Origin of the sequence: Bacillus sp. EAC (genome assembly GCF_002156875.1) — a bacterium.
Taxonomy (GTDB): Bacteria; Bacillota; Bacilli; order Bacillales; family Bacillaceae_G; genus Gottfriedia.
The window spans coordinates 17,729-43,119 of record NZ_NCSY01000014.1; the positions used below are offsets into that span (position 1 = coordinate 17,729).

The 25,391-nt window shown below is 33.7% G+C and carries 25 protein-coding genes and 1 other annotated feature; of the genes, 22 read left to right on the forward strand and 3 right to left on the reverse strand.

Features of this window, described 5'->3' with window-relative positions; genetic code table 11:
* Nucleotides 1-2 precede the first annotated feature (2 nt).
* The 10 genes from recJ (at nucleotide 3) to B7R65_RS18730 (ending at nucleotide 11,355) form a co-directional block, all read left to right on the forward strand.
* Nucleotides 3-2,354, forward strand: a complete 2,352-nt coding sequence (recJ, locus tag B7R65_RS18685; RefSeq protein ID WP_088044345.1) for a single-stranded-DNA-specific exonuclease RecJ — start codon at nucleotides 3-5, stop codon at nucleotides 2,352-2,354.
* The gene (locus B7R65_RS18690; protein ID WP_088044346.1) at nucleotides 2,354-2,866 is read left to right on the forward strand and encodes an adenine phosphoribosyltransferase; all 513 of its coding nucleotides are present in this window, start codon (nucleotides 2,354-2,356) and stop codon (nucleotides 2,864-2,866) included. Before recJ ends, B7R65_RS18690 begins: the two co-directional genes overlap by 1 nt.
* A gap of 161 nt (nucleotides 2,867-3,027) precedes the next feature.
* Nucleotides 3,028-5,223, forward strand: coding sequence for a RelA/SpoT family protein (locus tag B7R65_RS18695; RefSeq protein WP_088044347.1), 2,196 nt, complete (start codon nucleotides 3,028-3,030; stop codon nucleotides 5,221-5,223).
* 16 nt (nucleotides 5,224-5,239) lie between these two features.
* Nucleotides 5,240-5,677, forward strand: a complete 438-nt coding sequence (gene dtd / locus B7R65_RS18700) for a D-aminoacyl-tRNA deacylase (protein ID WP_088044348.1) — start codon at nucleotides 5,240-5,242, stop codon at nucleotides 5,675-5,677.
* Between the two features lie 161 nt (nucleotides 5,678-5,838).
* Nucleotides 5,839-6,018, forward strand: a complete 180-nt coding sequence (locus tag B7R65_RS18705) for a hypothetical protein (protein ID WP_088044349.1) — start codon at nucleotides 5,839-5,841, stop codon at nucleotides 6,016-6,018.
* A gap of 373 nt (nucleotides 6,019-6,391) precedes the next feature.
* A complete protein-coding gene (locus tag B7R65_RS18710; RefSeq protein ID WP_088044350.1) occupies nucleotides 6,392-6,565 on the forward strand; it encodes an RNA polymerase subunit sigma-70 in 174 nt (57 codons plus the stop codon).
* 71 nt (nucleotides 6,566-6,636) lie between these two features.
* Nucleotides 6,637-6,866 (forward strand) — a binding site (T-box leader).
* A gap of 61 nt (nucleotides 6,867-6,927) precedes the next feature.
* A complete protein-coding gene (gene hisS, locus B7R65_RS18715; protein ID WP_088044351.1) occupies nucleotides 6,928-8,193 on the forward strand; it encodes a histidine--tRNA ligase in 1,266 nt (421 codons plus the stop codon).
* A 19-nt stretch (nucleotides 8,194-8,212) separates the two neighbouring features.
* The gene (gene aspS / locus B7R65_RS18720) at nucleotides 8,213-9,982 is read left to right on the forward strand and encodes an aspartate--tRNA ligase (RefSeq protein WP_088044352.1); all 1,770 of its coding nucleotides are present in this window, start codon (nucleotides 8,213-8,215) and stop codon (nucleotides 9,980-9,982) included.
* A gap of 174 nt (nucleotides 9,983-10,156) precedes the next feature.
* Nucleotides 10,157-10,924, forward strand: a complete 768-nt coding sequence (locus B7R65_RS18725; RefSeq protein WP_088044353.1) for a tRNA threonylcarbamoyladenosine dehydratase — start codon at nucleotides 10,157-10,159, stop codon at nucleotides 10,922-10,924.
* A gap of 200 nt (nucleotides 10,925-11,124) precedes the next feature.
* Nucleotides 11,125-11,355, forward strand: coding sequence for a hypothetical protein (locus B7R65_RS18730; protein ID WP_142288281.1), 231 nt, complete (start codon nucleotides 11,125-11,127; stop codon nucleotides 11,353-11,355).
* Between the two features lie 37 nt (nucleotides 11,356-11,392).
* Here the strand turns inward: B7R65_RS18730 and B7R65_RS18735 are convergent, their stop codons facing one another.
* Nucleotides 11,393-11,608 (reverse strand): hypothetical protein, encoded by a 216-nt coding sequence (locus B7R65_RS18735; RefSeq protein WP_088044355.1) that lies wholly within the window; start codon nucleotides 11,606-11,608, stop codon nucleotides 11,393-11,395.
* A 91-nt stretch (nucleotides 11,609-11,699) separates the two neighbouring features.
* Nucleotides 11,700-12,134 carry a Myb-like DNA-binding domain-containing protein gene (locus B7R65_RS18740; protein WP_088044356.1) on the reverse strand — a complete coding sequence of 145 codons (435 nt, stop codon included), beginning with the start codon at nucleotides 12,132-12,134 and terminating at the stop codon, nucleotides 11,700-11,702.
* Between the two features lie 142 nt (nucleotides 12,135-12,276).
* On the opposite strand from B7R65_RS18740, the gene B7R65_RS18745 reads away from it, so the two are divergent.
* A complete protein-coding gene (locus B7R65_RS18745; RefSeq protein WP_088044357.1) occupies nucleotides 12,277-13,575 on the forward strand; it encodes a replication-associated recombination protein A in 1,299 nt (432 codons plus the stop codon).
* Between the two features lie 26 nt (nucleotides 13,576-13,601).
* Here B7R65_RS18745 and B7R65_RS18750 read toward each other — a convergent pair whose 3' ends face one another.
* A complete protein-coding gene (locus B7R65_RS18750; protein WP_088044358.1) occupies nucleotides 13,602-15,362 on the reverse strand; it encodes a hypothetical protein in 1,761 nt (586 codons plus the stop codon).
* A gap of 323 nt (nucleotides 15,363-15,685) precedes the next feature.
* Here B7R65_RS18750 and B7R65_RS18755 point away from each other — a divergent pair, with 323 nt between their 5' ends.
* The 11 genes from B7R65_RS18755 (at nucleotide 15,686) to B7R65_RS18805 (ending at nucleotide 25,043) form a co-directional block, all read left to right on the forward strand.
* Nucleotides 15,686-16,018, forward strand: a complete 333-nt coding sequence (locus B7R65_RS18755; RefSeq protein ID WP_179194927.1) for a DUF4257 domain-containing protein — start codon at nucleotides 15,686-15,688, stop codon at nucleotides 16,016-16,018.
* Between the two features lie 45 nt (nucleotides 16,019-16,063).
* Nucleotides 16,064-16,276 (forward strand): hypothetical protein, encoded by a 213-nt coding sequence (locus tag B7R65_RS18760; RefSeq protein WP_088044360.1) that lies wholly within the window; start codon nucleotides 16,064-16,066, stop codon nucleotides 16,274-16,276.
* Between the two features lie 176 nt (nucleotides 16,277-16,452).
* Nucleotides 16,453-16,869: a cysteine metabolism transcriptional regulator CymR gene (gene cymR / locus B7R65_RS18765; protein WP_088044361.1), complete on the forward strand. Its 417-nt coding sequence runs from the start codon at nucleotides 16,453-16,455 to the stop codon at nucleotides 16,867-16,869.
* Between the two features lie 54 nt (nucleotides 16,870-16,923).
* Nucleotides 16,924-18,069: a cysteine desulfurase family protein gene (locus B7R65_RS18770; RefSeq protein ID WP_088044362.1), complete on the forward strand. Its 1,146-nt coding sequence runs from the start codon at nucleotides 16,924-16,926 to the stop codon at nucleotides 18,067-18,069.
* A 21-nt stretch (nucleotides 18,070-18,090) separates the two neighbouring features.
* Complete coding sequence (gene mnmA, locus B7R65_RS18775; RefSeq protein WP_088044363.1) at nucleotides 18,091-19,209, forward strand: tRNA 2-thiouridine(34) synthase MnmA; 1,119 nt, start codon at nucleotides 18,091-18,093, stop codon at nucleotides 19,207-19,209.
* Nucleotides 19,210-19,427: 218 nt separating this feature from the next.
* Nucleotides 19,428-20,087, forward strand: coding sequence for a tetratricopeptide repeat protein (locus B7R65_RS18780; protein ID WP_088044364.1), 660 nt, complete (start codon nucleotides 19,428-19,430; stop codon nucleotides 20,085-20,087).
* 38 nt (nucleotides 20,088-20,125) lie between these two features.
* The gene (gene recD2 / locus B7R65_RS18785; protein WP_088044365.1) at nucleotides 20,126-22,483 is read left to right on the forward strand and encodes an SF1B family DNA helicase RecD2; all 2,358 of its coding nucleotides are present in this window, start codon (nucleotides 20,126-20,128) and stop codon (nucleotides 22,481-22,483) included.
* Nucleotides 22,484-22,595: 112 nt separating this feature from the next.
* A complete protein-coding gene (locus B7R65_RS18790) occupies nucleotides 22,596-22,784 on the forward strand; it encodes a hypothetical protein (RefSeq protein WP_088044366.1) in 189 nt (62 codons plus the stop codon).
* A 13-nt stretch (nucleotides 22,785-22,797) separates the two neighbouring features.
* Complete coding sequence (locus B7R65_RS18795) at nucleotides 22,798-22,932, forward strand: DUF3918 family protein (RefSeq protein ID WP_179194928.1); 135 nt, start codon at nucleotides 22,798-22,800, stop codon at nucleotides 22,930-22,932.
* Between the two features lie 152 nt (nucleotides 22,933-23,084).
* Nucleotides 23,085-23,633, forward strand: coding sequence for a GNAT family N-acetyltransferase (locus tag B7R65_RS18800; protein WP_088044368.1), 549 nt, complete (start codon nucleotides 23,085-23,087; stop codon nucleotides 23,631-23,633).
* A gap of 342 nt (nucleotides 23,634-23,975) precedes the next feature.
* Nucleotides 23,976-25,043, forward strand: a complete 1,068-nt coding sequence (locus B7R65_RS18805; protein WP_088044369.1) for an AI-2E family transporter — start codon at nucleotides 23,976-23,978, stop codon at nucleotides 25,041-25,043.
* Nucleotides 25,044-25,391 lie beyond the last annotated feature (348 nt).

Here is a 25,391-nt window from a genome sequence, read left to right on the forward strand (position 1 = left end):
ATTTGTTAAAGTCAAAAGCACGTTGGAAACCGAAGTCATCGAATCAACAGGAAGAGCAACTATTAAGTAAAGAATTACAGATATCCCCTCTTTTAGCTAAACTACTTGTTACTCGCGGGTTAACAACCATTGAATCAGCAAAGCAGTTTTTATATGAAGATCAAATGAGTTTTCATGACCCGTTTTTATTAGAGGGTATGGACATTTCGATTGACAGAGTGTTTCAAGCGATAGAAGAAAACGAAAAAATATTAATCTTTGGTGATTATGATGCAGATGGAGTAAGTAGTACATCTGTATTGTATTTGACATTAAAAGAATTAGAAGCAAATGTAGATTATTATATTCCTAACCGATTTACGGAAGGATATGGACCGAATAATAATGCCTTTAAGTGGGCACATGAACAAGGCTACTCATTAATCATAACAGTTGATACTGGAATTTCTGCAGCAAATGAAGTTGATTTTGCAAATGAACTTGGTATTGATGTCATCATAACTGATCATCATGAACCGCCTGAAGAACTACCAAAAGCATTCGCAATTATTCATCCGAAACTTAGTCCAAGCTATCCGTTTAAAGAATTAGCTGGAGTAGGTGTTGTATTTAAATTTGCATCTGCATTATTAGGTAGAGAGCCTGAAGAATATATGGAGCTTGTTTCAATTGGTACTGTTGCAGATTTAGTACCACTAGTTGACGAAAATCGTTTAATCGTAAAGCTAGGAGTGAGACAGCTTAAGCAAACGAATAGAGTTGGTCTTAAAGCTTTACTTGAAATCAGTGGAGTATCACATGAATCAATAAGTGAAGAAACAATCGGTTTTGCAATTGGACCAAGAATTAATGCTGTAGGACGCTTAGGTGATGCAAAACCAGCAGTTGAACTTGTTTTAGAAAATGATCGTGAGATGGCAAGAACTAGAGCAGAGCAAATTGATTTACTTAATAGAGAACGACAAGAATTAGTATCTACTATGACTGAAGAAGCAATTAAACAAGTGCATAGTTTAGATAGTTCTTGCTCTAATAAAGTAATTATTGTTGCAAAAGAAGGATGGAACGCTGGTGTAGTTGGAATCGTTGCATCGAAACTAGTGGACCGTTTTTACAAACCGGTAATTGTGCTGAGTATCGATAGAGAAAAAGGGATTGCAAAAGGGTCTGCAAGGAGTATTGAAGGTTTTTCGTTATTCGAAAATTTAACAAAATGTAAAGATATTTTACCTCATTTTGGTGGACATACTCTTGCGGCGGGTATGACCTTAGCTATTGATGATTTGGAGCAATTGAGACATCGCTTAAATGAATTTGCAGATCAAATTATGTCAGATGATGATTTTATTCCACTTAAGGAAGTTGATTTGCTTTGCCAAGCAAATGAAATTTCAATTGCTTTTATAAATGAGTTAAACATGCTTGCACCTTTTGGCATGCATAATCCTAAGCCTGTATTGGAAATACAAGAAGTAGATTTCATAAATATAAAACAAATAGGGAACGAAGGTTCACATTTAAAACTTCAATTAAAAGACGACGTTACTTCCCTTGATGCCGTTGGCTTTGGGTTTGGACATGTTGTAAATGAAATTGCAAGTGGATCAAAAGTGTCTTGTTTAGGAATGGCTTCAATAAATGAGTGGAATGGTAAACGTAAACCTCAATTAATGATCCAAGATATTAGCGTGAATCATTGGCAACTATTTGATTTAAGAGGTCAAGAGCCACACCGTTTAAATTTACCATCGAATGAGGAAAAGCTTGTATTTATTCATCAATCGGATAATGATTATACCGAATTGAAAAATAAATATCCGATTTCTACATTCGTGTCATATGAATCGATTAATGATTCGGAGTTAAATATCCAACAAAATTACGTAATACTTTTAGATCTACCTGGATCAGAAAATGACTTACAAACTGTTTTCAAAAATGGAATTTCTGAACGAATTTATCTTGTTTTTAATCAAGAAGAGTTGCATTTCTTTTCACCAATTCCGAGTAGAGAAAGTTTTAAAAAGTATTATTCAATTTTATCAAATACCAATCCATTTGACATGAAGATGTATGAAGTGGCATTATGTCGTAAGATGGGTTGGAAAAAAGAACAAGTAGATTTTATGACAAAGGTGTTTTTTGATTTAGAATTTGTTACAATAGAGGATGGGAAAATTCGTTTGTTGCCACAAACTGAGAAGAAAGATCTCTCTCTATCAAATACGTATGCCAAAAAACTAGCTAGTATTGAACTAGAACGTTTATTTCTGTACTCAAAATGTGATGAATTAACAGCATTTTTTCAAAATATGAAAAGTCATTTTTCCGAAAATGGGGAGGCACTTATTTAATGAATTTGAAAGACTATATTACAATCGTACCAAACTGGCCTAAAGAAGGGGTTCAGTTTAAAGATATTTCTTCATTAATGAATGATGGAAAAGCTTATAAAGAAGCTACTGATCAAATTGTAGCTTATGCACAAGAAAAAAGTATTGATTTAATTGTTGGACCAGAAGCACGTGGATTTATTGTTGGATGTCCAATTTCTTATGCATTAGGTGTAGGTTTTGCACCAGTCCGTAAACCAGGTAAATTACCTCGTGAAGTGATTAGCTATAACTATGATTTAGAATATGGCACAAATACTTTAACAATGCATAAGGATGCGATTAAGCCAGGTCAGCGTGTATTAATTACAGATGACTTATTAGCTACTGGTGGAACGATTGAAGCAACGATCAATCTTGTTGAAGAACTTGGTGGAGTTGTAGTGGGTATTGCTTTCTTGATCGAACTTTCTTATTTAGAAGGTCGTAAAAAACTAGAAGGTTATGATATTTTCACATTAATGACATATTAATAAATAACATTATATAATGTTATAAGATGGGGTACTCTGAATAATCAGGGTGCTCTTTTTCTATCAAAGACTCGCAAAAAAAAATGAATTTTGACGACTCCTGCTTTACAAAAAACGAAATATTCACGATAATATAAGAAATAAAGATTTAAGGTGATTAAATGGCTACTGAGCAAGTTTTGACAGCTGAACAAGTTTTAGAGCAAGCGTCCCAATATTTAAAAGAAGATGATGTGGCGTTTATTAAACGTGCTTATGAATATGCTCGCGATGCACATTCAGAGCAATATCGTAAGTCTGGTGAACCGTATATAATACATCCTGTTCAAGTAGCAGGTATACTTGTTAGCCTAGAGATGGATGCAACTACCATTAGTGCTGGGTTTCTTCACGATGTAGTAGAAGATACAGAGGTTTCAAAAGAAGATTTAGAAAATCAATTTGGAAAAGAAGTTTCAATGCTAGTTGATGGAGTTACTAAACTAGGGAAAATTAAGTTTAAATCGAAGGAAGAACAGCAAGCTGAAAATCATCGCAAAATGTTTGTTGCGATGGCACAAGACTTGAGAGTAATTTTAATAAAATTAGCCGATCGCCTTCATAACATGAGAACGTTAAAGCATTTACCGCAAGAAAAACGTATTAGAATTGCAAATGAGACGTTAGAAATATTTGCACCTTTAGCTCACCGATTAGGGATTAGTAAAGTAAAATGGGAGCTCGAAGATACTGCTTTACGTTATTTAAACCCTCAACAATATTATCGAATTGTTAACTTGATGAAGCGTAAAAGGGCTGAACGTGAACAATATCTAGAAGAAGTTATCAATGAAATTACATCTCAACTAGAAGATGTTGAAATTAAAACTGAAATTTCTGGTCGACCAAAACATATTTATAGTATTTATCATAAAATGGCCAAGCAAAATAAGCAGTTTAACGAAATTTATGATTTATTAGCCGTACGTGTAATCGTTAATAGTATTAAAGATTGTTATGCTGTCTTAGGTGTGATTCATACTTGTTGGAAGCCAATGCCAGGTCGTTTTAAAGATTATATTGCTATGCCAAAAGCAAATCTTTATCAATCACTTCATACGACTGTAATAGGTCCAAAAGGTGACCCACTTGAAGTGCAAATTCGTACGAAAGAAATGCATCAAATTGCAGAGTATGGGGTTGCAGCACATTGGGCTTATAAAGAAGATAGTTCCAATATACCAACACAGAAATCTTTAGAGAATAAGTTAAGTTGGTTTAGGGAGATTATTGAGTGGCAGGATAACTCCACGAATGCAGAAGAGTTTATGGAATCTGTAAAGATGGACTTGTTTTCAGATATGGTTTTCGTATTTACTCCAAAAGGTGATGTATACGAGTTACCACTTGGTTCAGTTCCTATCGATTTTGCATATCGAATTCACTCAGAAATCGGTAATAAAACAATTGGTTCTAAAGTAAATGGAAAAATGGTTCCACTAGATTATAAACTTAAAACTGGTGATATCGTAGAGATTATGACATCAAAACATTCATATGGACCTAGCCAAGACTGGTTAAAGGTAGCTCAATCTTCACATGCAAAAAATAAAATACGCCAATATTTTAAAAAGCAAAGACGTGAAGAGAATGTTGATAAAGGGAAAGAATTAGTTGAAAAAGAGATAAAAGCATTAGATTGCGATTTAAAAGAAGTACTAACTTCTGAAAATTTAAAACGTGTGGCTGAGAAATTTAATTTTTCGAATGCAGAAGATATGTATGCAGCGGTTGGCTATAATGGTATAACTGCAGCTCAAATTGCACATCGTTTAACGGATAAGTTCCGTAAAAAACCGGAAGTTGATTTAGAAGAACGATTAAAAGAACTTTCTACGGATTTAAAGAAAGCTCCATCACGTCGTAAAGATGCGGGTATTTCAGTTAAAGGCGTTGATAACTTATTAATTCGTCTCTCAAAATGCTGTAACCCTGTACCAGGTGATGATATCGTTGGTTATATTACAAAAGGTCGAGGTGTGTCAGTACACCGTAGTGACTGTGTAAACATGCTAAATGATAGTGAAGAAGATCGTTTTATAGAAGTAGAATGGGAAGAGAGTCCAACTTTCGAACGTGATTACAACGTAGATATTGAGATTTTTGGTTACGATCGCCGTGGCTTATTAAATGAAGTTCTTTCGGTCGTAAATGAGACGAAAACAAATATTTCATCAGTTACAGGTAAAAATGATCGAAATAAAATGGCTACAATTACAATGAGTTTGTCTATTCGTAATATAAATCACCTTCAAAAAGTAGTGGATAAAGTTAAACAAATTCCGGATATTTATTCTGTACGACGAATTTTCCACTAGTATAGGAGGCAAAATTATGAGGGTTTTATTACAGCGTACAAAGGAAGCAAAAGTCGTAGTTGAAGGACAAGTTGTAGGTCAAATACCTAAGGGATTATTATTACTTGTTGGAATTACTCACGAAGATACAATAGAAGATATGAAATATTGTGCAGATAAAGCCGTAAATCTTAGAATTTTTGAAGATGAAAATGGGAAAATGAATCTATCTCTAAAAGATATTGAAGGACAAATCCTATCAGTTTCTCAATTTACGTTATATGGTGACACTAGAAAAGGTAGACGTCCAAGCTTTACAGATGCTGCAAAACCTGATATAGCAAATGAATTATACGAGCGGTTTAATTCTTATTTACGTGAACAAGGCTATGAGGTTCAAACAGGTATTTTTGGAGCGGATATGGATGTGTCGTTTACAAACTGGGGTCCTGTAACAATCATGATTGAAAGTTAATATAAAAATGTAAATCTTCTTCCTAAAATGATTAGGGAGAAGATTTTTTTATTAAACACACTTAGGATGAAAGTAACATTTTACCTAAATAAAAATATTATCATTGTATACTGAATATAAATACAATATATCGTTTTAAAAAATTGCATCGGAGGTATTTTATGGACATTGTTACGCTCATATTAATCCTCATTGCAGGTGTAATACTATTTACGATTCTTAGAAGTTTTTTTAAAGCAGCTTTAATTGTAATCTTAATACTCATTATCTATTATGGATTAATTTATTTGTTAGATGGGACAGTAGAAAGTTTTCGATCGACAATACATTTATTGTTCTAAGCCATGGGAAACCATGGTTTTTTTGATTGGTTCTGATAAATTGTAAAGTCTTATAAGTTAGGATAATCCTTTTGAATTTAACATAGTAGTTCCCAAGAACTGATTAGAAGTTGATTGGAGCGGAAGGTGCGAGACTCCTGTGGGAGGTGTGGGACAGCTGAGACCCCGCAGGCGATTTTGCCGAGGAGGCTCAGCGCCCACCCCACGGAAAGCGAGCATCCTGGAGTGGGATCAACTAAGATACCTCTTAAATAGCAACAAAAATTAGAAAAACAGCCAAAATTTTTTACAGTACTTCCTTCTACTATTTTCGTTTAAGTTTTTTAAAACCTGGACATGCTAAATAGTAAGATAATTGGAAGGAGACTGCATCATGAGAATTAACAATCGAAATAGTCTTGGCTCTAATCGTAGAGGAGTTCTAAATATGGATTTTCATGAATTTCAAAATAGAGGTACTGAAACGAATTCATTAGAGATGGCAAGTGAGTTTGGATTAACTTTAAGAGAAGTACGAGATCTAAAGAAACAATTAGAACGTTCGTAAATATTTTTTAACAGTTCTTGACAATTATTGTATCCGAACGTAAGATATTAAATAACATATTGATACATAGAAACATTCCATAGACGGAGAAAAGTAAATTAGATTCCCTTGAAGAGAGAGGAAATGTCGTGGCTGAGAGCATTTCTACAAGTAAACTAATTGAAAGACACTCCAGAGGCTTTGTTCTGAAAAGTTTACTTAGTAAGAATGAACGTAATCGGCGTTAACGATGAAAGTGGAAGGACTAAAATCAGTTCTTCAATTAGGGTGGTACCACGGGCTTATAACTCTCGTCCCTACTGTTTTTCAGTAGGCACGAGAGTTTTTTGTATTTATAAAGGTTTATTTTAGGAGGATTCGCAATGTCAATTAATATTCCAAGAGGAACACAGGATATTTTACCTGGTACGGTTGAGAAGTGGCAGTATATTGAAAAGTTTGCAAGGGATTTATGCAAACGATATAACTACAATGAAATTCGTACACCAATGTTTGAGCATACTGAAGTATTTCAAAAAGGTGTAGGTGATACAACGGATATTGTACAAAAAGAAATGTACAGTTTTACGGATCGTGGTGATCGCAGTTTAACTTTACGTCCTGAAGGTACAGCATCAATCGTACGTTCATATGTAGAAAATAAAATGCATGGAAATAGTAATCAACCAACAAAATTGTATTATATTGGTCCAATGTTCCGTTACGAACGCCCACAAGCAGGACGATATCGTCAATTCGTTCAATTTGGAATCGAAGCGTTGGGTAGTAATGATCCTTCGATTGATGCAGAAGTACTAGCATTATCAAGAGATTTATATCGTGGCCTTGGGTTGAAAAATATAAAACTTGTAATCAATAGTTTAGGTGATTTAGAAAGTCGTAAGGCTCACCGTGAAGCACTTGTGAATCACTTTAAGCCAGTTGTTCATGAGCTGTGTAGTGATTGTCAAAATCGATTAGAGTCTAATCCACTTCGAGTATTAGATTGTAAAAAAGATCATAATCACCCTTCAATGAAATCAGCGCCTTCAATTCTTGAATATTTAAATGATGAGTCTGTGAAATATTTTGAGGATGTTCAATCTTATTTAACAGCAATGAATATTCCATTTGAAATTGATCCTAATTTAGTTCGTGGGCTAGATTATTATAATCACACAGTATTCGAGATCATGTTAGAAGGTAAAGGCTTTGGATCAATTTCTACACTAAGTGGTGGTGGTCGATACAATGGCATGGTGGAAGATTTCGGTGGTCCAAGTACTCCGGGAATGGGATTTGCATTAAGCATCGAGCGTTTATTATTAGCGCTTGAAACGGAAGGTATCGAACTTCCAATTCAACAAGAAATGGATGTATTTTTAATCGCACTCGGTGATGAAGTGAAAAAATCTGCGACTGCTCTATTATATCAATTAAGAAAAGCAGGTCTTGTATGTGAAAAAGATTACCAAGATCGAAAAATCAAAGCGCAATTTAAAGCTGCTGAGAGATACAAAGCTAAATATATTGCTGTACTTGGTGAAGAAGAGTTATCTAGAGGGGTAATTAACTTAAAGGATCAGGAAACAGGTGTACAAGAGGAAGTTGCATTAGATATATTTGTGAAATATGTAAGTTCTAAATAAACAATTGGGGGAAATTAAAATGGAACAACGTACGCATTTATGTGGAGAATTAAGAGAATCACATATTGGTCAAAGTGTAACACTTAAAGGTTGGGTTCAAAAAAGACGTGATTTAGGCGGATTAATTTTCGTAGATTTACGTGACCGTTCAGGAATCGTACAAATTGTATTTAATCCTGAAGTATCAGGTGAAGCATTAACTTTAGCGGAAACTGTACGAAATGAATTTATCCTTCATGTTCAAGGAACAGTGGTTTCTCGCGGAGAAGGTACAGTTAATACTAATCTTGAAACTGGTGCGATTGAAATTTCAGTAGAACAAATTGAACTTATAAATAAAGCAAAAAATCCTCCATTTGCAATTGAAAATAAGACAGAAGTAGCAGAAGACTTGCGATTAAAATATCGTTACTTAGACTTACGTCGTCCAGTAATGTATGACACGTTTAAATTACGTTCAAAAATAACAAAATCGGTTCGTGATTTCTTAGATGGAGAAGACTTCTTAGAAGTAGAAACACCGATTTTAACGAAGAGTACGCCTGAAGGTGCAAGAGACTATTTAGTACCAAGTCGAGTTCATCCAGGTGAGTTCTATGCTTTACCGCAATCACCACAAATTTTTAAACAATTATTAATGGTATCAGGATTTGAACGTTACTTCCAAATCGCACGCTGTTTCCGTGATGAAGATTTACGTGCTGACCGTCAGCCAGAATTTACTCAAATCGACATTGAAACTAGCTTCCTTTCACAAGAGGAAATTATGGAAATGACAGAAAGAATGATGGTTAAAGTCATGAAAGAAACAAAGGAAGTAGAATTAGTAACACCACTTCCTCGTATGAGCTATGAAGAAGCAATGACTCGTTATGGTTCAGATAAGCCTGATACTCGTTTTGGTTTAGAACTAATTGATGTATCATCTTTCGCAAAAGAAAGTGGATTTAAAGTATTTACATCAGCTGTTGAAAATGGTGGCCAAGTTAAATGTTTAAATGTTAAAGGGCAAGCAGCAAATTATTCACGTAAAGATATTGATGGTTTACAGGAATATGCTGGCCGTTATGGTGCTAAAGGTCTTGCATGGTTAAAACTTGAAGAAGATGGATTTAAAGGACCAATTGCTAAATTCTTTAGTGAGGAAGAATTTTCTACATTAAAGTTAGCTGTAGAAGCTGAAGTTGGCGATTTAATCTTATTTGTTGCTTCAGACTCAGCAGTTGTTGCAAATAGCTTAGGGGCACTTCGCTTGAAGTTAGGAAAAGACTTAGACTTAATTGATCAATCGAAATTTAACTTCTTATGGGTAACTGACTGGCCATTACTAGAATACGATGCGGAATTAAATCGTTACTTTGCTGCCCATCATCCATTTACATCACCTGTACGCGAAGACTTAGCGAAATTAGATACTGATCCTGGTAGCGTAAAAGCAGAAGCTTATGACCTTGTATTGAACGGATATGAGCTTGGTGGAGGTTCAGTACGTATTTATGAAAGAGACATTCAAGAAAAAATGTTCAAGTGTCTAGGCTTTTCAGAAGAGGAAGCAAAAGCTCAGTTTGGTTTCTTAATGGAAGCATTTGAATATGGAACTCCTCCTCATGGTGGAATTGCATTAGGTCTAGACCGAATTGTAATGATACTTGCAGGTCGCTCAAACTTACGTGATACAATCGCATTCCCGAAAACTGCATCAGCAAGTTGTTTATTAACGAATGCGCCTAGTCCAGTTTCTGGATCTCAGTTAGAAGAATTATCTTTAAAAACAACAGTAGAAGAGTAGAATAAAAAGGAAGGGTATAAGGAGTTAAGTTTCCTTAATCCTTCCCTTTTTCATCTAGTTATTCAAATATTATCGTTTTTCACAAGTCTTCATCAAATCATGCTTGATGAAAACTGCTTGTATCATGTATATTTAAATCATTGTATTCTGATTAAGATAGTGGGAGTTGAATAAATGTTACACCAATTTTCTCGTAATGAACTTGCTTTTGGTAAAGCAGGGTTAGAACGATTACAAAAAAGTACGGTTGCGATTTTAGGAATTGGAGGAGTTGGCTCTTTTTCTGCCGAAGCATTAGCTCGATCTGGTGTGGGCCGATTAATTTTAGTGGATAAAGATGTTATTGATATTACAAATGTTAATAGACAAATCCATGCATTATTGTCTACTGTAGGTGAGTCTAAGGTAGAAATGATGAAGCAACGCATTCTTGAGATTAACCCAGAGTGTGATGTGATTACACATAAAATGTTTTACACTGAAGAAACATACGAAAAGTTTTTTGAAATTCCATTAGATTTTGTAATTGATGCATCTGATACAATTACATATAAAATCCACTTGATAAAAGAATGTCGTCGTCGAGGTGTTCCGATTATTTCGAGTATGGGTGCAGCAAATAAAATGGATCCTACTCGATTTAAGATTGCGGATATATCAAAAACTACGCATGATCCAATTGCAAAAGTAATTCGAACAAAACTTCGTAAAGAGGGAATTAATAAAGGAGTGACTGTTGTCTACTCTGATGAAAGTCCGATCGTCATTCGTGAAGAAATTCGTAAAGAAATTGTGCCAGATGAAAATACGAAAATTCGTAAAGCAAAGATGCCACCTTCATCAAATGCTTTCGTACCTTCTGTTGCTGGGCTGGTTGCGGCTAGTCATGTTGTTCGAGAATTAATCAAAGATATCGAAATCCAACGCGTAGGTAAAGAGTAAAATAAGCAAAGCTGTAGGAATTTAATTTTCCTACAGCTTTTTTTATTTTATAGATTGGGAGCGATTGTCGGAGTATCAATAAAGTAGATTATAGTGCAGTGTATAATTATTTTTTTCTATTTACAGCATACCGATTTTATGAAAATTGAATACGACCTATAAATTTAGCCATACTACCTTCAAAAAGGAGGTGGATGAAATTGAAAAAATTTTTAAAATTATTTTGTACTTTCAGTCTATCTTTAACAATATTAACAGCGTGTGGTAGTAGTGATATGCAGAAGGATAAAACTCAACATAAAGTAGATAATCTTTCAAATAACATAAACGTAAAGTATAAAAAAATTAATAATGTGGTTGAAAAAAACGGTAAAGTTGGTAAAGATGGTGTTGTAAATGACAAGGAATCAAGAGAAATGAATAAGAAGTAAAAAAGACCCCAGAGAACTGAGTTCCCTGGGGTTATTTTTACATATTTACATCTTTTTGTTGATTACTATTTTTACGTTTTTTTATAAATCTTCGACCAACTAAAGAGATGAACAGAAAGATGAATACTATTAATAAAATTTGAATAGTACTCAGATTAAAATATTTTGCACCTGTGACAATTAAAAGTGTTGAAAGCGTACCTTTTACAATAAAAAAGATAATAATCCACAAACCGCCTTTTTTCCAATTCATTTCATGTTTCTCCTCACTACTGCTTGGATATCTATTCTTCATTATACAATAGGATCTAAAAGGAAGAAATGTAATGAATTCTTTATCTAAATTATTTATTAACGAACGGCTTTAGTAAAACATATTTTTTTTGGATATCTGCCTTTTTATGATTTATCGTTTTGATTAATTTTTCATTTTCAGCTTTTAAATTTAGTAATTTATTTTGTAGTTGGTTATTTTCTTCTATTAGAATTAGAGTATTAAATTCCTTCGATAAGAATTGTATGATTAGTTCTAAGCTTGGGCTTTTATTTTGATCTGTTTCTTGGTTTACTTCAATAGAATGATTTGTTTGATATTGACTATTTTGTTTTTTCTTCAATAGTTGATACCTTGAAGAGCACGCTGCTTTTGAGCGGTTAATAATATTCGCTACCATTTCAAACGCCTCCTGCTTTGATTTACCTTTATATTCATATTTCTCAACTAGTTCAATTAATGTATTTTCATCATCCAGAGACCACTTATTAGTTTGTTCATTCATTTTTTTGCACCTCTTTAAATCTTCTATATATAGTTTCACCAATTCTAACGTTCTAAATGAGAAATATTTCGTATGTAAGGTGAAAAATATTTCCAATTCCATTACAATAGATACTATAGTTTGCTTTTTAGGAGGACGGAAAATGAGTCATGAACCTCTTGCATATCGAATGAGACCAAAGACAATCGATGATTTGATTGGACAGGAACCTATAATTGGAAAAAATACAGCCTTATATCGATTAATACAGAATGGACGAGTTCCCTCAATGCTTATACATGGTGAACCGGGAATTGGGAAGACGTCATTTGCATATGCAATCGCTGGTACGGTAGATAAAAGATTTGTAACGGTAAATGCAACAACATCTGGTAAGAAAGAACTTGAAGATATTGTGCATGAGGCAAAAATGTTCGGTGAAATTATTTTATTTGCAGATGAAATTCATCGTTGGTCAAAATTACAACAGGATTATTTACTTTCTTATGTTGAGAGCGGATTTATCACATTAATAGGAGCAACAACTGAAAATCCATATCATGACGTTAATAGTGCGATCAGAAGCCGTTGCAATCATATATTAAAATTAGAACCACTACTTCCAATACATATCTATAAATTATTAGATAAAGCATTAAGAGATGAAGATAGAGGATTAGGGCATTTGCAAATTCAAATATCTGAAGAACAGATTTTGAAAATTGCTCATGGTGTGAATGGTGATGCCAGATCTTCGTTAAATATACTAGAATCAATCGTGTATGGTTCTCCAAAAGAATCGGATGGGACAATCATTGTTCAAGATGAGATTATAGAAGAATTTCTCCGATCAAAAGGATTTAATCATGATAAAAACGGAGATTTTCATTATGATACGTTGTCTGGATTTCAAAAAAGTATTCGAGGTAGCGATGTTAACGCGGCTTTATATTATTTAGCGAGATTAATTGAAGCAGGGGATTTAACTAGTATTTGCCGAAGATTAACTGTAATTGCTTATGAGGATATTGGTTTAGCAGGAGATCCTTGGAAAATCGTCATGGCTTGCGAGGCAGCAAAGCAAGTCGGCTTTCCCGAAGCAAGAATCATTTTATCAAATGCAGTCATTGAGTTATGTTTATCTTCCAAATCAAATTCAAGTGTATTGGCAATCGATCGTGCATTAGGTGATGTTAGAAGTGGATTACATGATGATATTCCGGCTCACCTAAAAGATAGCCATTATGCGGGAGCAAAAGATATGGGACATGGAATTGGATATATTTATCCACATGATCATCCACTTGGAAGTTTCGGCGGATGGGTTAATCAACAGTATCTACCTGATCGATTAGTTAATCAAGTGTATTATAAACCAAAAGAAGCAGGAAATGAGAAACGGTACGGAGCAATCTTTGATAAACTTGAGCAATTTAAAAAAGAACAAAAAAAGGAGATTTAGCCTTCAGCTAAACTCCTTTTTAAATTTTAAGCACTTAAATCATTTTCGTAAACTTCAATGATAGGGGGTTCAATTAAATGATCAGTTAATATTTGTATTTCGATAATTAATTGTTCAGGATCTATAAGATTAGAAGGAATTGATAAGATTTCCTCATCATTTTTGTCATAAAAGACGATATACTTTATTTTTCGTTGATAAGAAGCCATTTTCCCTTCGTTTTTGCCCCATTTTCTGAGTTCCATCTTCATTCGGTAAATTTTATGAAGTTCGATGGTATTTATTTCGTTCAATTTTATATAGGTTAATTGTTTACTTTTTAATATGACCTTTGATTCTTTTCTCAGTTTTATTGTTGCATAAACTTTAAATAGGAAAAAAATCCAAAGTAATGATAAAAGTAAAAAATAAATAGGATCTAGATTTGAAAATGCTGTTCCGGTTCGAATAGCTGTTATAAATCCTAGAAAGAAAGTGCCAAAATGCCACTTAGGTTTTGACTCTAAGATGATTTCTTGGTCCAGTTTATCGTTTTCTTGTTTATTTAATTGATCAAGTTCGTTAATATGTTCATCTTCAGTGAATTTATCCCAGTTCGTAAAATTGGTAATCGTTCCATCGATAAATTTTGGATTTGGGAGATTTTCTGTTAGATATGCACCAACATAAGCAGCCATCCAACCTTGCTCTACCCAATCTTCTCTGTTACTTCTAAACCTAGTTAAATAATAAGTAATATCCTGTCCATAGTAGTTTGTTGTGTCATGACGTTTGATTACTTCAATTTCATCAGGTACGATTCCGAATTCCTCATGATCAACTAAATAATGGAATAGACGGTTTTTTACAAAACTGTGTTGGATATCTTCATTTACAGTATAGAAATGCTCTTTCGAACTTTCTATTAATCGAGTATAGAACCAAACACAAGCTTCTATATTATAAGCACAAGAATCGATGATTTCACTTGATACATTTTCTCCTCGTTCGAGAAGTGACATAACAGCATCTACCCTTAAATAGGTATCTTTAAACTGTAATGCCTCTATTAAATAATCATGAATTTTACCATCAAAGAAATATTGCATTAGCTGAAGGTAAATCCCCATTTCAGAGCGAATTAATATATAGGACGTCTTCCAAGCTTGGTAGACGAATTGTAAGCTATAGTCATTATCATATGCCAAATATGAAACTCTTTTTTCCTCATAGTGCCCCTTAAGTAATTCACGAATTAAATCTTTTTCTTCACTAGTATATGAAAGTTCCTTTCCACTTCGATGACAAAGAAGAATCATGTGAAAAATAGAAGAAGTATACTTTTCATTATTTAACAGGGGAATAAATTTTTTTACTAAATGTGGAGTCCAATCTGTTTCCTCAAAAATGTAACTTACATCAATGTCTAAATCCAATTGATTTGAATATTTCTCTATAATTCTTATGTAGGCATCCCTAGCATATTCAGATTTTATATTTATTAATAAATAAAGTGCTTGTAATTTAGCGCGTTCACTATAATGTTTAAAGTTTTTTTCAATCGGCTTTACTAAATTTGAATGAGGGAATTCTGAACAAAACCCAACTAAATGATAGCTTCCATCATCCCAATCCTCAGATGATTGTGGAAAACTACCACCTGCTTCTTCTAATAAATAGATTAACGAGTCAACATATGCTCCGTCTTGAAGAGATTGTCTAAGTTGGTCAATTCCTTTTGCGCGTTGATATAGATCTGGGTTGTGAAGTTTTTTTACGATTTTTTTATATTTAGTTTGTACTGCCAACTTATTACCTCCTCTAGCTGTCTATAAGTCAAATATATCATATGAAGAAGGATAGCATGTAGTGAAATAACTAGTAGTATAGTAGATAGTTCAATAGTAGACGATTAGGACTCTTACCTTATTTTTTGTCACAATTGGTTAAAATTAACAAATTCTTTTGATAATTTAATTTTGCACTCTTATAATGATATAAACAAGCATCTTAATTGATGATAAAATTTCTTGTTTTTGTCTAAGAAAACCTATCGTAATTGTTCTAGCCCGGATTATTAGAGTTGGGTTTAGATTTGTTTTGTATTAAACAATAAGAATGGAGGATGAAAATGGTCAAGCTCTATGTGTTGGCAATTGTCATTGGTGGAGTTACCGGCTTTATTTTTCACATCCTGTTTAACAAAGGCACAATTATGTTACCAGCAAAAAGAAAGAAAGGTTTCTTTTTAGGATTTCTTGCTGATTTTTTATTTGGTTCAACAGCTGCAGCATTATTTGTTTCACTATTTATTCCAGAAAACATGATTAATGATATGAGAATGGTAATCGGATATTGTATTTTAGCAGGGCTCTCATCCCAGAGCTTTCTTTTAAGCAGGGCACTCAACATGGAACGTGAAAGAGTTTCTTCGCTTCACAATATTTCGAAACAAATTGTATAGCACACCCCATTCATATTCCTTAACAGAGTTGAAGGAGGCATATAAGTGAAGCATGCACTCACACCGGAAGAAAAAGCAATTTATTTAGATTTACTGCAAGATTTAATGAATGCAAATTCAGAATATGAAATTAAAAGTATTGAAGATGATATCATTCGATTCATTCTTCAATCTAGAGAATCAAGAAAGAATATTGAAGAGTTTGATGAGAAAGCAGCAACTGCTCATTTCATAAGGTCAGGAATATTGAAAAATTAATTCAAATAAGCGATAATACACTTTTCCAATTGGATTAGTGTATTTTTTTTATTGAAATGTGAATTTGATATTTAAATAGTGTACAATAATTGTAAATACTATGGTTTAGAGATATGGTAATCCTGATTACAATAGAGATAAAAATATATGATTAAGTGATTGAACGGAGTGAATAGATGAAGATTTCAACTAAAGGCAGATATGGATTAACGGTGATGATTGAATTAGCTAAAAGATATTGTGATAAGCCTATTTCATTAAAGAGTATCGCAAATGCTCAAAATCTATCTGAACATTATCTAGAACAAATTATTTCATTATTACGAAATGCAGGATTAGTAAAGAGTATTCGAGGAGCATATGGTGGGTATATTTTAACAAAGGAACCAAATGCGATTTCAGCAGGAGAGGTAATTACTGCACTTGAAGGGTCTTTATCTCCAATCGAAAATCTTGAAGATGAAAACCCAGCACAAAGAGAGTTATGGACTCGAGTTCAAATTGCAATTAATGAAGTATTAGATCATACAACACTTGAGGATTTAGCGAAATTAGAATCTGATGATTTAAATGGTTATATGTTTTATATTTAATGAATTAGCGCTCAAACATTAATCCGAGCGCTACCGTAAGAAAGGATTTTGGAAATGGAACGTATTTATGTAGATCATGCAGCAACATCTCCTATGCATCCAGATGTAATTGAAAAAATGGTTATCGAAATGCAGGAAACGTTTGGAAACCCATCTAGTATCCACTCTTTTGGACGTCAAGCTAGACAAAAGGTAGACACTGCTCGCATGGTTTGTGCAAATAGTATTGGCGCAAAAGTAAATGAAATCATATTTACTAGTGGGGGAACTGAAAGTGATAATCTTGCCGTAAGAGGAGCAGCATACGCGAATCAAAAATATGGCAAGCACATTATTACCTCCTCAATTGAACATCATGCTATATTACATACATGCCATGCACTTGAAAAAGAAGGATTTGAAGTGACGTATTTACCTGTTGATAAAACAGGGCGTGTAAATATAGATGATGTTAAATCAGCATTACGTGAAGATACAATTTTGGTGACGATCATGATGGTTAATAATGAAGTAGGTACTGTTCAGCCAATAAAAGAAATTGGTGAATTGCTCAAAAATCATCAAGCGCACTTTCATACAGATGCTGTTCAAGCTTACGGGTTAATACCAATTAATGTTGAAGAACTTGGTGTGAACTTTTTATCAATTTCATCACATAAGATAAATGGCCCAAAAGGCGTTGGATTTTTATATGTTAGTGAAAATGCAATATTTTCTCAAATACAGTTCGGTGGACAACAAGAGCGTAAACGTCGAGCTGGAACTGAAAATGTAGCTGGAATTGTTGGCTTGGCAAAAGCAATTGAAGTCATTCAAATTGAACGTAGTGAACGCGTAGAAAGTTATTTGCGTTTTCATGAGATATTAACAAAAGATTTGAAAGAAAACGGAATTCGATTTGAAAAAAATGGAAGCGACACGTTTTTTGCACCACATGTGTTAAACTTATCATTTGATGATATTTCAATCGAATCATTTTTAGTAAATCTTGATCTGGCAGGAATTGCAGCTTCTAGTGGGTCAGCTTGTACTGCTGGAAGTATCGATCCTTCACACGTTTTAGTTGAGATGTTTGGAATTGATTCAGCTAAAATACGATCTTCGGTTCGTTTTAGCTTCGGATATGGTAATTCAGAAGAGCAGATTCATGCTCTTGCAAAAAGGGTAAGTTCGATCGTACAACGATTGGTTAAAATATAAATAAAATACGAGGGTGACGAAATGAATAAAAAAGATCCAAAAGACACTCGCGTAGTAGTAGGAATGTCAGGTGGTGTAGATTCATCTGTTACAGCATATTTATTGAAACAACAAGGATATGATGTCATCGGAATTTTTATGAAAAATTGGGATGATACAGATGAAAATGGAGTATGTACAGCTACAGAAGATTATGAAGATGTAATTGCGGTATGTAATCAAATTGGTATTCCGTATTATGCAGTGAACTTTGAAAAACAATATTGGGATAAAGTATTCACATACTTTTTAGATGAGTATAAAAAAGGTCGTACACCAAATCCCGACGTAATGTGTAATAAAGAAATTAAATTTAAAGCATTCCTTGAGCATGCGATGACTTTAGGTGCCGACTATGTAGCAACTGGACACTATGCAGGTGTAGAGTATCGTGATGGAGAATTTAAAATGCTTCGTGGGATAGATAGTAATAAAGACCAAACGTATTTCTTAAACCAGCTAGGTCAAGAGCAATTATCAAAAGTAATGTTTCCTCTAGGAGGATACTTAAAGCCAGAAATACGTAAGATTGCAGAAGAAGCAGATTTAGCGACTGCAAAGAAAAAAGACAGTACAGGTATTTGTTTTATAGGTGAACGCAATTTTAAAGAGTTTCTAAGTAACTATTTACCTGCTCAGCCTGGTGATATGAAAACAATGAATGGTGAGTTTAAAGGGAAACATGATGGCTTAATGTATTACACAATTGGACAAAGACATGGTCTTGGTATTGGTGGAAATGGTGATCCATGGTTCGTAGTAGGAAAAGACCTTGAAAACAATGTATTGCTTGTTGAACAAGGCTTCCATAATGAGCTTTTATATAGTAATGAAGTATTAGCGTCAGATATTAGCTGGACATCTGATAAAGTTAAAGAAGGATCATTTACATGTACTGCAAAGTTCCGTTATCGTTCAGAAGATAATGAAGTAACAGTTCAGATTTTAGATGATCATTCAGTTAGAATCTTATGTCACGAAAAAATTCGTGCAATTACTCCAGGTCAGGCAGTTGTATTTTATGATGGGTCAGATTGTCTTGGTGGAGGTACAATTGATCGTGCATTTATTGATGGAAAAGAGTTAACTTATTTAAGATAATAAAACCCCCTTTCCGATAATGGTAGGGGGTTTTTATATGTGACCAATATAAGGTTTATTGGTTGTAAAAACATTACGAAATTTGATTTTTTGTTTGCTAAACGTTTCTTTGAAATGTATCAAGCTGTATGATAGTGTTAAATAGATAATATCTTTTTTTATGAAGTATTTAATTCTCATATAAAATTGAATGAAATTATACATAGAGGTGACAAGGTATGAACAATTTTGAACGAGGTGTAGCAGCATTACAAGAAGGGAACTTAGAAGAAGCTGCTAATTACTTAACAAAAGAAATAGAGGATAATCCAAATAATACATTAGCGTACGTGAACTTTGGACAATTATTACTTTCGATGGGTGATGTAGAAAGAGCTTGCCGTTTTTTTGAAAAAGCATTAGAAATTGATCCCGAATTAGCAGCTGCCCATTATGCAGTTGGTACAGTTTATTTTGAGGATGGAAAATTTGAAATAGCAAAAAAACATTTTCAACATTGTATTAAACTTGGAATGAATGATAGCGACGTTCATTTTATGGTCGGGTTATGTTGTGTGAATAATGGTGAAGACCGTTTTGCACTCCCGTTTTTTCAACGTGCTGTTGAATTAGATGATACTGATATTGATGCAATGTTTCAATATGGCCTTTGTTTAGCTAAATTAGAAATGTTAGATGAAGCTAAAAATAGTTTACTGAATGTATTAAAGCTAGATGAGAATCATGCAGATGCTCACTATAACTTAGGGATAATTGAAATGTTTAATGATAATGCCGAGGGTGCGAAAAATCACTTCGAAAAAGCAATCGAAAGCCAAGAAGATCATATGCTTGCGATGCACGCTTTAAAGGTGATCGAAAACAAAGAAGCAGAATGAGTTAAGTAGTTAAATTGAACGGTTAGGAGGTGGAATTTATGCAAACGCAAAGCGAAATGGAATTGTTTGTCGATGAAACTCCTTATATTAAAGGGAATGTAACAACAGTCATTTTTTATAATGCAGAAAATTTTTATACTGTGGCTAAAGTAAAAGTTTTAAATACAAATTTACCTAATTGTGAACAAGAAATTACGATTACAGGTAATATTCCTAGGATGAATGAGGATGAAACATATACGTTTAAAGGTATAGTTAAGGATCATCCTAGATACGGTAAACAATTTCAAATTGCATCGTTTGAAAAAGAGCTTCCATCTACTAAAAAAGGTGTTATTCAATATTTATCATCTGATTTATTTAAAGGGATTGGAAAAAGAACAGCTGAAAAAATAGTTGATCACCTAGGTGAAGCTGCGATTAATAAAATTCTAGATAATCCTGATAGCCTTGAAGGCGTTCCATCTTTGGCTAAAGGGAAGGCTAAAGAAATATATGAAACCATATTATCGCACCAAGGATTAGAAAAAGTAATGAGTTTCTTAAGCGGCTATGGGATAGGTACAGCACTTTCGATTAAGATTTATAAAACATATAATGAGACTACTTTAGATGTCATTCGCACTAACCCGTTTAAATTAATCGAGGATGTAGATGGCATTGGTTTCGGTAGAGCAGATGAAATAGGTCGAGCAATTGGAATTACTGGCAATCATCCTGATCGTATCAGAGCAGGTTGTATTTACATATTAGAGCATTTATCTATGCAGGATGGGCATGTCTATATAACGCAGGATCAATTCATTGATGAGACTCGACAATTATTAATGAAGCAAGATAAAGAGCTTGTCGAACCTGTCGACATTTCTCGGGAAATGAATCGATTAATAGCAGATGGGAAATTAGTAATAGAAGATGAGCGGATTTATTTGGCTGCACTTTATTATGCAGAAAAAGGGATCGTGAATTCCATACAAAAACTATTAAGTGAAGCACCTGATTTAGGTGAAATGACGGATGCAAGATTCAATAAGGAATTAACTGATCTAGAAGCGAAAATGAATGTTAAGTATGCACCTTCACAAGCAGAAGCGATAAAAAAAGCGATGGAATCTCCAATGATGGTATTAACAGGTGGACCAGGTACAGGTAAAACGACAGTCATTAAAGGGATCGTAAATCTGTTCTCAATCATTCATGATTTATCATTAGATTACCATGCTTATCCAAAAGATGATCCTTTTCCATATTTATTAGCTGCACCTACTGGAAGGGCTGCAAAGCGAATGAGTGAAGCGACTGGATTACCGGCTGTAACAATCCATCGTTTACTAGGTTGGACAAGAGAAGGAGAATTTTCTCACCACGAAGATAATCCATTAAAAGGGAAATTACTTATTATTGATGAGTTTTCAATGGTGGATGTTTGGCTTGGTAATCAGCTTCTGAAAAGTATTCCACAAGGCTGTCAAGTTATCTTTGTAGGTGATGAAGATCAGCTCCCGTCAGTAGGGCCTGGGCAGGTGTTAAAAGACTTATTAAATTCAGGAACTGTTCCAACTGTACGATTGAAGGATATTTATCGTCAATCTGAAGATTCGTCAATTATTACACTCGCTCACTATATAAAAGATGGAACAATTTCTGAGGATATATTTCAACAAAGAAAAGATCGATCATTTATTGGCTGTTCAAGTCAACAAGTTGTTGAAGTCGTAAAAAAAGTATGTGAAAATGCAAATAAAAAAGGGTTCCCTGTTCGAGATATTCAAGTGCTTGCTCCAATGTATAGAGGACCTGCAGGCATTGATGCACTTAATGAAGGGTTACAGGAAGTGTTTAATCCTAAAAAAGAGAAGCAACGTGAAATGAAGTTTGGTGAAACAACATTCCGTACTGGCGATAAAGTGTTACAACTCGTAAACGTGCCAGAGAATAATGTGTTTAATGGAGATATGGGTGAGATTATTAACATTTTTTTCGCAAAAGAAAATGTTGAACAGCAAGATATAATTATCGTATCTTTTGATGGAAATGAAGTGACATATGCCCGATCAGATTTTTCCCAACTCACATTAGCTTACTGTTGTTCAATTCATAAGTCGCAAGGAAGTGAATTTGATATTATTGTTCTTCCAATTGTCAAAAGTTATTACCGAATGTTGCGAAGAAATTTAATCTATACTGCTGTAACTAGGAGTAAAAAGTTTCTGATCTTATGCGGAGAACAAGATGCATTAATTCAAGGTATTCAACGAACTGATGACGGACAAAGACAGACGACTCTTTGTATGAAGTTAAAAGGATTAGATCAAAACGAAATTTTGCAAAGCGATGACCTACCTTTTGCCCTATCAGATGAATTACCAAATCTTTCACCTTATGATTTCATGTAATTGACCAATAATACATAGTGCAAGACGATTCCTGTACTAGCGTATATTTTCTTGAAAATTTGGTCACAATGCTTAGTAATATTGCCTTTTTAAGGTCAAAGGAGCGAGCGTTGTGATTTGTCCAAATTGTCAAAGTAAAGACTTGGGGAAAATTGGTGTAAATCAATACTATTGCTGGGGATGTTATATTGAGCTTTCTATCAATAAAGGCATGATATACACTCACCAAGTCGAAGAAGATGGTACGCTAAGTTCGTTAGATGATTTATTTGACGAAGAGGATCGAAGACTTAGTATGTAGGAGTGGGTTAAGAATGGGTAGAAAGAGCTCTTTATTAGGTTTAGGTTTAGGTGCAGGTGCACTTGCAATGAAACTTATGTACGAAAACAAATGGCTCTCTGCTAAAAGTATGAAGCGTATGAGAAAGTCTTTAAAAAAGATGCTTTAATTATTATTAACACATGTCTATTGAGGACATGTGTTTTTTTTTTTATGAGATTAGATAAAAAGGAATGAAAATTGTAAATTTTACAAAAATGTGTTGAAAAAAACAATACCATTCATTAATATTGTTTAAAAGCATGGAAATGGGTTGGGATAATGAAAGGTATTGTGAAACTTGTTAAAAATGACTTGAAATTTGCACAACAAATTTTCGAACTAACGATTGATCCAGGCGTAAAGGATCCTCTAGGATTAAAAATCGAAAAAGTTGAGGACACGATTGAATTTATCAAATTTATTGTTAAGGAAGATAACGAAGGTAGAGTAATCTCAAGAGTGATTTTGAATGAAAATAATGAAGTAATCGGCCATACTGTACTTAAACAAATAGATCGTGGCGATGGAATATGTCATATTGGTACTTGGATCGGCGTGCCTTATTGGGGACGTGGTTATAATGAAGCTTCAAAAATTGAAATTTTGAAAATTGCATTTGAAGTACTAAAGATGGATTATGTATTTGCTGGAGCAAAAATATCCAATACTCGTTCGAGACGTGCACAAGAAAAATTACCATATATGACTTTCAATGTTGAGAAAGAATTTCCAAACGAACTTGCCATTATCGAAAAGGAAACTGGCGTGAATTGCATATTAAATGTGGTCAAAAAAGAGGATTTTGAAAACTTTATAAGTAAGTGTTAAAACAAGTAACATTGTAACTTGAAAAAAGACTTTGTGTTATTAAATTTTATGTATTAGAATTTTGTAAAAGTAAACAGTGAATAAAGAAATTGATTGGAGCGGAAGGTGCGAGACTCCTGTGGGAGAAGCGGGAAAGTTGAGACCTCGCAGGCGGTAGACGAGGAGGCTCAACTCACGTCCCACGGAAAGCGAGCATCCTGAAGCGGAAATCAATCAATAACTTGGACCAAGTTAAATTTAGTAAGGAAAGTACATGCAACAAAGAGCAATAACAAATTCAAACAATGATTTACATAATTTAAACCAAAAACCTTCATACTATTATTGGTATGGAGGTTTTTTATGGACGGATTAAAATTAAAATGGATATATCGATTAAGTTTAATCTTATTAATAGGATTAGTAGGAATCGTATTTTATTATTTAAAACCGGTTTACTTACATATTGTAATTGGTATTATAAAATCGATGGTTCCTTTTTTAATTGGATTGATAATAGCATACTTATTGCACCCAGCAGTTGAGTATATCCATAAAAAAGGGTTAAGAAGAGTATTTGCAATTCTGTTAATTTATTTATTGTTCTTTGGAGGCTTCGCATTAAGCTTATATTTGTTATTTCCTGTATTTAAACAACAATATAATGATATTCTTAAATCTTTCCCTAAAGTACTTTCACTGTACGATAGCTTCTTATATAAAATCGAACGCAAAACTTCAAGGATGCCTATATTTTTACACACTCGGATCGATTTAATGATAAATAAAGCTGAACTATTAGGTTTATCACTCGTCAATCGTTCTGGAGAATGGATGAAACAAGTAGTAAACAATTTCATATCAATTTTTATCATTCCATTTATCGTTTTTTACTTTTTAAAGGATTATAAACTTTTATCTGATATATTTTTAAAAATGATTCCAAAAAAATGGAGAAACGAGACTAAAGGTTTAGCAAGGGAACTAAATGATACTTTCGGAAAATATATTAGAGGACAAATTTTAGTTTGTTTTTTATTATTTGGGATGGCGACAATCTTTTTATGGATTGGTAGAATGAAATATGCTTTAGTGTTAGGTGTAATAATTGGTATAACGGATATCATTCCATACTTTGGACCGATTATTGGCGCATTACCTACTTTGTTTTTAGCGGCCTCAGAAGGAACTAGTCTACTAATTCGTGTCGGTATTATCTTAATCGTATTACAATTAATCGAAGGAAACTTATTATCTCCTCTCATAATTGGGAAATCGATTCATACTCATCCAGTAATAATTATGTTCACTCTAATACTTGGAGGTGAAATTGCTGGATTTATGGGATTAATTATTGCAGTTCCTGCTTTAGTTGTGTTAATTTCCGTAATTCGTTATTTCAAGTATAGAAAACATCGTCTCTCATCTTGACTTTCAATTTTTACAATGATACTATTTTTTCATACAATAAAAATTCGCAAAATTTTGAAGGAAAAAGTATGTCACAGACCATTAAAGCATTTGCGTAGAGAGAAGTTTCCACGGCTGAAAGAAACTTTTAATGAAGGGTGACAGAAAAGCTACTCCTGAATGCAGCTAATCACTGACGTCTGACCACGTTACGGTCTCTTGAGGTGATGAATAGACTTCGAGGCAATTGAATTGCCTAAGCAAAAATTGCTTTCTATTCATAATCAGGGTGGTATCGCGAGTACATCTCGTCCCTGTTTTAGGGACGGGATTTTTTTGTTTTTTAAAGCATTTTGTACATCAAATTAA